The sequence below is a fragment of the Brevibacterium sanguinis genome (genome assembly GCF_003315415.1).
GTDB lineage: Bacteria > Actinomycetota > Actinomycetes > Actinomycetales > Brevibacteriaceae > Brevibacterium > Brevibacterium celere_A.
Genome location: NZ_QNSB01000017.1, coordinates 33,513 through 41,975 on the forward strand (window position 1 = coordinate 33,513; position 8,463 = coordinate 41,975).

Genomic DNA, 8,463 nt, shown 5'->3' on the forward strand with positions numbered 1-8,463 from the left:
GCCTCCGAAGGTGTCTCGCCGTCCAGAGCTTGGCGGACCCGCTCATTGTTGTATTATTCGTCGAACTCGTCGACCAGCTCCTGTAACGCAGCGATGTTCTTGCCGGCAGGCGTGATTGAACGCAAGCCCGCTATCAGACAGAAGTCGTTGCGGCTTGCCCCAGTGGCGCATGCTGGTGGGGGCATTAGGTCCTACCTCTTCATCCATGCCGCGACCGACATAGGGCCGCTTCAAATCCCTGCCCAAGAGCCAAGACCAAACCGCAAGCGCGTGCTCGATCACCTTCGGATCGGGCGGCCGCGGGCTGTGGTGGGAGCCTGGCTGGGTGGCTCCCACCAGTCCCTTCTCGGCCGCTCGCCGTCGGATCTTGTAGAACACCGACCTGCTGATTCCGTACCGGTCGCATTAGCATCCGATCTCGGTTCGCGAGCGTCCATCGCACATCAGCGGGCACATGATTCGATTTCATCCACCAAGCCCACCCGACCGGGATCGTCCAAGATGCCAGGAGACTTCACTCGCTCACGCGGCTAAGCCCTTAGTCGTGAAGAGCCCTCGACGCTGGCCACCACTTCGCCTCCAGGACGGGCGAAAATCAGTGCTTGGTTCACCGAAAGACGAGGGCCCGATCAACCCATGAATTCCGTGACACGGAATGTTGACTTTCACAGGACGGTCACAATAAGATGATCGACGTCACATAGATGTGTCCGAACCTGGGCGTCCACCTATCTTGAGCGTCGACGCTTACCGTTCGATCATCCGGTTAACGGAGAATGCGCGAGGAGAATGTGCAATGGAAGACAAAACATCGGTCACCGCACGCAGTGAACGTCCGAAAATGGACTCGTACGGCAAGAAGGCCGTGTTCGCCGCAGGCGTCGGATACGGCCTGGACGGATTCGACCTTCTGATCCTCAGCTTTGCGCTGTCTCCGATCATCGCGGAATTCGGATTCAGCGACACGACTGCCGGATCTTTAACCACGCTGACCCTCCTGGGGGCCGTAATCGGCGGCTTGCTCTTCGGTGCTCTCAGCGATCGGTTCGGACGAGTCCGGGTCCTCACCTGGTCTGTCGTCTTCTTCGCCGTATTTACCGGTATGGCGGCTTTCGCTCAGGGTTATGTCGATCTGGCAATCTATCGATTTCTGGCGGGAGTTGGCATCGGTGGCGAGTTTGGCTGCGGCATGGCTCTGGCATCGGAGGCCGTGCCGGCTAAGCTTCGTGCTCGGGCGACCTCACTTGTCGCCACGGGCTTCCAGCTCGGCGTACTGGCTGCGTCTCTTCTATCGGCGCCGATTATCTCCCTGGTCGGTTGGCGTGGATTGTTTGCCGTGGGCATTGTCCCTGCGATCGTGGCCATCGTCTTCCGCAAACGACTTCACGAATCGCCGAAGTATCTCGAGCAGCAGGCGTCCCAGGGTAAGCAGGCAAGTCCGTTCGAGCTGTTCAAGGGCTTGTTCTCGACCAAATACTTCGTCCGTATCTCGATCGCCATGATCATTCTCTGCGCTGTTCAGAACTTCGGCTACTACAGCATCATCACTTGGTTGCCTCGCTACCTCGAGTCGGAACTGGGCTTGAGTCTGACCAATTCCTCACTTTGGACTGCCGTTACTATCGCCGGAATGCTGGTTGGACTTTTCACGTTCGGGCAACTTGCCGACAAGTGGGGGCGCCGTTACACCTTCTGGACGTTCCAGATTGGTGCCGGTGTTTCCATGCTCGTCTACAGTCAACTGACCGATCCGACTGTTCTGCTTATCGGTGGATTCTTCATGGGGGTGTTCGCTAACGGAGCCCTCGGCGGATACGGTGCACTTCTGGCTGAGCTGTACCCCACTTGGATGCGGGGGACAGCGCAGAACGGGATCTACAATATCGGCCGTGCCATCGGTGGTCTCGCTCCCGTCACCGTTGCGTGGATCTCCTCGAATCATGGGTTCGCCTTCGCGCTGCTCATTCTCCCGTGCATCTATGTCCTCGCCTTTTTCACCATGCTCGCAGTGCCGGACAAGACGGGCGAGGCTTTGGAGTGATCGTTCCCCCTAAGTGTCCCGACTGGTTGCTCCGAGTTCGTGTGAGACGACCCGGCCAGCTTGCCGAGTGGAGGCAATGAGCTCTTCTCTCCGGTTTGCCGACTGCATGCTGGAAAGTGGGGCGACCGTGGTAATCGCGAACGGGATGGGTCCTTTTCCGTCAGACAGGGGCGTGGACACCGCCCAAGTGAAGTCCTCCATCTCGTCGTCGCATACGTCGTAACCTAGCGTTCGAGAACTGGCTAGGTGACTCTTGAGCACCTCCTTGGAGGTGATCGTGCGAGCTGTGTACTGCTCGAGCGTCGCATCGGCCAAGATGTCATCGATCTCGTCCTCGGGCAGCATCGACATGATCGCGCGCGCCGAGGAAGCCGCATTGAGCGGCAGAGTGGTTCCGACCTGCACATGGTGGCGCAGAGAGCGAGTGCCTTCGAAGAACTCGATACAGACGACTTTGGCGCCTGTCATCTCGGCAAGGAATGCGGCTTCTCCATGTTGCCGGACAAGATTGCGCAGAACTGGGGCAGCCGCTTCGCGCACCTGATGCGACGAGGTGTTCGACAGCAGAGCACGAACAGCGGGACCCAGTAGATAACGCCTCTTGTTAGTGCGAATCACGAATCCACGATCCTCGAGATCCTTCATGAAGCGGTGCACCGTCGAGGGAGAGAGCGACAGCTCCTGTGATATCTCCGCCAACGACATGCTCGACTGACTGCGCGCGATCACCTCCAGGATGTCGAGAGTGCGGTGGACAGGCTGCATGCATTCCTCCTTGTGGGAGACAAGATTTTCGTGTCGCAGAAGAGTCTATCTCCGAGGTCACAGGCCCCATCGCTTCCAAATGCTGGAGCCTGCTCCATGCAGCTGAGTTCGCGGGGGCTTCTCGGTCGGCATGCACAGGATCAGGAGTCCCCGGTTGAGCGTACCGGAGACTGTGCCTTGGCAAACGCGATGTCCCATGGTCCAGCTGCTCGAGGAGGATTGACCTCGTATCAAACTTTGGAGTAGTGTTGTGTCACACGAAATACTAGTTTTCATCACACGGAAGTAGAGCGAATGAGTCGACCGTCTCTCAAAGCCTTCGGTGAATCATCTGGGCTGAGCATCCAAGATCCCGACGAGCGTCACGCGGAGGTTGCGCGTGACCTCATCGCCGTCTCCTACCGTCGGCGGTCCTTCCACACTGCAGGGGGAGTCGATTCGGACTACCATCTCGACCCCGACCTCTTTCTCACTAAACCCACGGTGCTCCGTCGTCTGGGGAGCCTTCTGGCGCTCCGTATACCCCGGGATGTCGATCGAGTGGTCGGCAGCGAGCCCGGTTCGCTACCTTTGGCCGTGGCCGTCTCTCTGGCCACGGGGCTGCCCTACACCTCGGCCCGCATCAGGAGGGAGTCGGTCACCTTGGCCGGAGAGGTCCACCAGGGCGAGAAGGTGGTATTACTCGAGGACGTGCTCAGTTCGGGCAGTCACGCCCGGCGCTCGGTGCAGGTCCTGCGGTCCGCAGGTGTCGAGGTCAAAGCCGTCCTCGGTGTCGTCGATCGCGGTGAAGGGGCCGGCGAATTGTTGAGCAGGGAGAACGTCGATCTGGTCAGCCTCTATACGATCGCCGAGCTATCCACGAATGCGTTGATCCGTCGATTCGTCCCGGCTGAGGGCGACAATGCGGAGGGGGAGCTGTGATGGCGGCAGAATCCCACCACTCCGAACTCGTCGCCAGCGGTGAACGTCTGCAGTCCAGGATCGATCGGCTCGCGGAGATCTCGCAGCCTGGGAGAGGCGTAAGCCGCCTGGCCTACTCCCATGATGAACGCGCTGCGCATGACCTCGTCTCCCAGTGGTTCGCCGAGGCGGGATGCGCCGTCACCACGGATCCGGCCGGTAACACCATCGCGGAACGCGAGGGCACCGAGCAGGGGCTCGGAGCTCTCGGTGCGGGGAGCCATCTTGACTCCGTCTACTGCGGCGGAGCATACGACGGGATCGTTGGAGTTGTAGCCGGGCTAGAGATCGCTCAGCTACTTCATGAGGCCGGCGCTGCCACCCGGCATCCCCTGCGGTTCGTTGCCTTCGCTGGGGAAGAGGGGGCCCGCTTCGGCCAGGCGTGCATCGGCTCCAAGCTTGCCGCGGGCATGACGAGCTTGGAAGATCTCGAAGCCCTCACCGACAGGGACGGGATCGCGTTGATCAAGGCCATGAGCTATCTTGGTTTCGACCCTGAGCGAGCGACAACCGAACCATGGCGAGCCCGGGATTGGAGTGCTTTCCTCGAACTCCACATTGAGCAGGGAAGCGTGTTGGAGAAGACCGGTGCAGAGGTCGGGATCGTCGATATGATCTCCGGTTCCACCCGGTTGCAATTCATTCTATCCGGGGTCCCATCCCACACAGGTGGCACCCCAATGCAGGGCCGTGCGGATGCACTGGCGGCGGCCGCGGAGTGCGTGCTCATCGCCGAGGCGCTCGCTTCGGACGTTGAGCACCGGGGTACCCGAGCGACGGTGGGCAAGCTCGATGTCGATCCGAACTCCATCACAACGATCCCCGGGCGAGTCACATTCAGCCTTGACGTGCGCGACATCGATGCCGATCGACAGCGGGCTGCCGCGAGCTTCATCGCCCAGCAGGCGCTGGAAGTGTGCACCCGGCGCGGTGTGAGGATGGAGCTGGAGGTCCTCGCCGACACTTCACCGGTAATCCTGCCCACTCTCATCCGCGAGCAGACGAGCGATGCCGCGCGAGTTCGCGAGACCTCGTATCGTGTGCTCACCTCCGGGGCGAGCCACGATGCGCAGATGATCAACACGATCGTACCCACCGGGCTGATCTTCATTCCCAGTCGGAACGGCGGTCTGTCCCATGTGCCGGATGAGTTCAGCACGAGCGAGGACATCGCCGTCGGCACGAATGTGCTGCTGGAGACCTTGCTCAACCTCGATTCGAACCTTTCGAACTGAGGGCGTCTTCGTCGCCGGGCCGCCGTGCAATCTCTCGGCGACCAACTCATCCCCAGTGCACCCAATCGAACAAAGGATATATGAACATGCGACTGCTCATCTCCGGCGGAACCCTTGTCACGGAGGCCGGCCCGCAGAAGGCCGATCTGCTCTGTATCGACGGCACGATCGCCGCCGTCCTCGACCCGGCTTCGCCTAACGAGGTCGACCACGAGGAGCTCGTCGATGCCGAGGGCCAGCTTGTTTTTCCCGGGTTTATCGACCCGCATGTGCACTCCCGCGATCCGGGCAGCACCCATAAGGAGACCTTCGCACATTCGACGCTGGGAGCCTTGTGCGGTGGTCTGACGACGATCATCGAAATGCCCAATGCAATCCCCGCAGTCTCCACCGCCGAGGTGTTCGCCGAACGTCGAGCGCAGCACGAGGAGAAGGCCTGGGTCGATTTCGGCCTCTGGGGACTGGCGCTCGGGCCTGAGAACGCCGAGGACATTCCCGAGCTCTTCGCCGCGGGCGCCGCGGCCGTGAAACTCTTCTGGGGCTACGCCCTGGATAAGGAGACCAAGGGGCTCGTTTACAACTTCGACTCGGCCGACCCAGACAGCGTGCTCCTGCCCCCTGAGAACGGCGAGGTGTTGCAACTCTTCGCCAATGTCGCGAAGACAGGCGGGGTACTCGCGGCGCACTGCGAAGACCGGCACATCTTGTCCGCGTCGGCAGAAGCGCTGGGGCACCCGATCGAGACTTATGACGACCTGCTAACCGCCCGTCCTGCCATCGCCGAGGCAACCACCATTGCAATCGGAGCCGAGTTCGCCAGGGCAACCGGTTGCCGCTTCCACGTCGTCCATATGGCATCGGCGCAGGGCGCGGCCGTCGTCGCCCGGGCACAGGCGGCCGGAGCGCCGGTGACGGCCGAGACCTGTCCCCAGTACCTCACGCTTACCGCCGAAAAGGAGGCCGAGCTCGGCCCGTTGATCAAAGTTTATCCTCCTGTCCGCCACCAGGAGGACCAGGACGCGCTGTGGGAGGCCATCAACAACGGCACCATCTCGTCCATCGGCTCTGACCATGCACCGCACCTCGTGTCTGAGAAGATGGTTGGCTTCGGTCAGGCGCCCGCGGGAGGCCTCGGCGTCGAGACAGTTGCACCGCTGCTCGTCGACGGGATGCTGCGTGGCAAGATCACACCGCAGCGCCTGGCCGAGGTGCTTTCGACCTCGACGGCACAGCTCTACGGCCTCTATCCGCGCAAGGGATCCCTTCGTCCGGGCACCGACGCGGATGTCACACTTGTCGATCCCCGCGGTAACCACACCATCCGCAACGACGACATGCACGCCCTTAACCCGGTTTCGACCTGGGACGGATGGAAGCTTAGGGGACGCATCACCGGCAGTGTCATTCGCGGCCAGGTGTCGATGAAGGACGGCGAACCGGTCGGGGAACGCCGTGGAACCTTCGTCGCGGCCTCGCACCGGCCAGCGGAGACGGCCGAGGCATGAACAGCGAGGGTCTGCAGAGGTTGATCGACTCGGCCCGAGCCCTCGTCGACGGCGGGGCCGACGGCGAGGCAGAATCCCGCGCCCGGTTAGTGTTTGCCGACACTGTGTCCGTGGCGATTGCCGCAGGGCAGCGTGCTGAGGCGCGAGACCTCGTCGCCGACCATCCGCTCACCGGCCGTGTACGGCACGAAGCTCCGAGCGACTTGTGCCGGTCCTCTCTGCTCACCGCCGGAGGCGGGTGGGCGTCGGCGGAGAATGCGGCGTACATCAACGGCAGCATCCTTTGCGCCTTGGAGATGGACGAGGGGACCAGGCCCACGGGCCATCCTGCCGCTCATGTGGTGCCCGCGGTGCTGGCGGCGGCCCAAGCCTGGGAATGCGACTTGGGTTCCGTGCTCGATGCCCTGCTCTTTGGCTACGAGGTCTCTGCGTACCTCTTGGAGTCCCACCGTCTGACCCCAGGAGTCCATCCGCACGGACACATCGGCGGCATCGGAGCAGCGGCGGCAGTGGCACTGTTAGGCGGGGGCGATCCGCTGCCCGCGGCGAAAGTGGCTGCCACCTCGATGCTGGCCACGCATTGGGGCAGCTGCCTCGACGGCTCCAGCGCTCGAAACACCTGGACAGGACAATCAGCGGCGGCCGCGGTGCGCGCCTGCCAGCTCGCCTCGATGGGATGGACCGGCGGGACGTCGGTGCTCGACGCCCTGCTGGACGGACCTCTCGCGCAGGAGATCGAGGCCGAGGCTCCTTACCGCGGCCGTCCCCGGATCTTCAACGGCTACTTCAAGTTTTACTCCGCGTGCGCACTAACCCACACCAGCATCGAGGCGGCACTGGGCATTCGGGGTGTCGAGCCGGAGAACATCGAATCCGTTAGGGTGCGCACCACGCGGAACAACCTCAAGGTGGCGGACGGTAGCCTCGACACAGCGCTGTCGCGACGATTCTCGATCCCCTTCGCCGTGGCCGCGGCTCTGGTTGAGGGACGAGCGGACCCCGATGTCTTCGACGATCCCAGCGCGGCCGCTCTGTCCGTAGCTCACCGGGTCCACGTCGAGGAAGACCCCTCGTTCACCGCCTGCTGGCCGGCCGACGCTCCCACCTTGGTCGAGGTGGTACTGACCGACGGGACGAGTTTGTCAGCCCGGTGCGACAACGCTCGGGGCGTCGTCGCCGATGAAGCACTGCAGTCCGAGCTCCGGGATAAGGCGGTAGGCCTGCACGTGCTCGGCGGAAAGTACTGGGACATTGTGATGAGGGCGCCCCGTCATTTGCCGGTGAGGCGGCTGATGGAATCCATCCAACCGCCGGTTTGTTGAGGAAATTGGCAGCGACAGTCGACGCAACTAGGAGAGCGAAGTGATGAGCAGCGTGGCAAATGACGATTGGACACCGCCTCAGCCGCCGGAGGTCGAGACGACGGGGAAAAGGCTAGCCAGCGAAGCGTCGGAACTCGGGGCCGACTTGGTGCTGATTTGGAACCAGGTTGAAGACGCGGTGCTCGGCCACATCGTCGCTCGTGAACTCGGGGTTGGAATCGCTTATGCCAACGAGGTAGAGGGCATTCTTGACACCTGCGGTGCGCTGGCAGGATGCAGAGTGCTCGTCGTCTTCGCCGAGACCCCAAAAGATTCTGACATTACCGCTCTCACCGGCCTGATCGCCACCTCAGGGGCCAGCCTCGCCGGTATTCTCGAGCCCGGCCGTGTGCTAGCAACCGATTGACGCCTTCCTGAGGCTCATTGACAACTACACTCCACCGCCGACGGTTGGACGCTTCCAGCGCTCATTCGAATATTTCCGTCCGGGAAGCCACACTACGGAAAGTTGGAATCTTGAAATCTAGTCCTGCCCAGCCGACGCGCACCGAGACCGATTCGATCGGAAGCCTGGAGATCCCGGCGTCCGCCTACTGGGGCGTTCACACCGCCCGGGCGAACGAGAACTTCCCGAT

At 62.2% G+C, this 8,463-nt stretch carries 7 protein-coding genes and 1 pseudogene; 7 read left to right on the forward strand and 1 reads right to left on the reverse strand.

Annotated features, from left to right (window positions below):
- The first annotated feature begins 796 nt into the window (after positions 1 to 796).
- Positions 797 to 2,041, forward strand: coding sequence for an MFS transporter (locus DFO65_RS16615; RefSeq protein WP_113905565.1), 1,245 nt, complete (start codon positions 797 to 799; stop codon positions 2,039 to 2,041).
- A gap of 9 nt (positions 2,042 to 2,050) precedes the next feature.
- Here the strand turns inward: DFO65_RS16615 and DFO65_RS16620 are convergent, their stop codons facing one another.
- Positions 2,051 to 2,806, reverse strand: coding sequence for an IclR family transcriptional regulator (locus tag DFO65_RS16620; RefSeq protein WP_113905566.1), 756 nt, complete (start codon positions 2,804 to 2,806; stop codon positions 2,051 to 2,053).
- Between the two features lie 294 nt (positions 2,807 to 3,100).
- On the opposite strand from DFO65_RS16620, the gene DFO65_RS16625 reads away from it, so the two are divergent.
- The 6 genes and pseudogenes from DFO65_RS16625 to DFO65_RS17355 form a co-directional block, all read left to right on the forward strand.
- A complete protein-coding gene (locus DFO65_RS16625) occupies positions 3,101 to 3,727 on the forward strand; it encodes an orotate phosphoribosyltransferase (RefSeq protein WP_113905567.1) in 627 nt (208 codons plus the stop codon).
- Positions 3,727 to 5,001 (forward strand): Zn-dependent hydrolase, encoded by a 1,275-nt coding sequence (locus DFO65_RS16630; protein ID WP_113905568.1) that lies wholly within the window; start codon positions 3,727 to 3,729, stop codon positions 4,999 to 5,001. Before DFO65_RS16625 ends, DFO65_RS16630 begins: the two co-directional genes overlap by 1 nt.
- An 80-nt stretch (positions 5,002 to 5,081) precedes the next feature.
- Positions 5,082 to 6,506 (forward strand): dihydroorotase, encoded by a 1,425-nt coding sequence (locus DFO65_RS16635; protein ID WP_113905569.1) that lies wholly within the window; start codon positions 5,082 to 5,084, stop codon positions 6,504 to 6,506.
- Positions 6,503 to 7,828, forward strand: coding sequence for an MmgE/PrpD family protein (locus DFO65_RS16640; RefSeq protein ID WP_113905570.1), 1,326 nt, complete (start codon positions 6,503 to 6,505; stop codon positions 7,826 to 7,828). The genes DFO65_RS16635 and DFO65_RS16640 overlap by 4 nt, the downstream gene beginning before the upstream one ends.
- A 43-nt stretch (positions 7,829 to 7,871) precedes the next feature.
- A complete protein-coding gene (locus DFO65_RS16645) occupies positions 7,872 to 8,234 on the forward strand; it encodes a hypothetical protein (RefSeq protein ID WP_113938682.1) in 363 nt (120 codons plus the stop codon).
- Between the two features lie 110 nt (positions 8,235 to 8,344).
- Positions 8,345 to 8,463 (forward strand): annotated as a pseudogene (locus tag DFO65_RS17355) (lyase family protein); the annotation flags it as partial.

What these genes read in the sequence shown, in the direction of transcription:
- DFO65_RS16615 (WP_113905565.1), top strand. Translation starts at nt 797, where the DNA reads ATGGAAGACAAAACATCGGTCACCGCACGCAGTGAACGTCCGAAAATG.
- DFO65_RS16620 (WP_113905566.1), bottom strand. Translation starts at nt 2,806, where the DNA reads ATGCAGCCTGTCCACCGCACTCTCGACATCCTGGAGGTGATCGCGCGC.
- DFO65_RS16625 (WP_113905567.1), top strand. Translation starts at nt 3,101, where the DNA reads ATGAGTCGACCGTCTCTCAAAGCCTTCGGTGAATCATCTGGGCTGAGC.
- DFO65_RS16630 (WP_113905568.1), top strand. Translation starts at nt 3,727, where the DNA reads ATGGCGGCAGAATCCCACCACTCCGAACTCGTCGCCAGCGGTGAACGT.
- DFO65_RS16635 (WP_113905569.1), top strand. Translation starts at nt 5,082, where the DNA reads ATGAACATGCGACTGCTCATCTCCGGCGGAACCCTTGTCACGGAGGCC.
- DFO65_RS16640 (WP_113905570.1), top strand. Translation starts at nt 6,503, where the DNA reads ATGAACAGCGAGGGTCTGCAGAGGTTGATCGACTCGGCCCGAGCCCTC.
- DFO65_RS16645 (WP_113938682.1), top strand. Translation starts at nt 7,872, where the DNA reads ATGAGCAGCGTGGCAAATGACGATTGGACACCGCCTCAGCCGCCGGAG.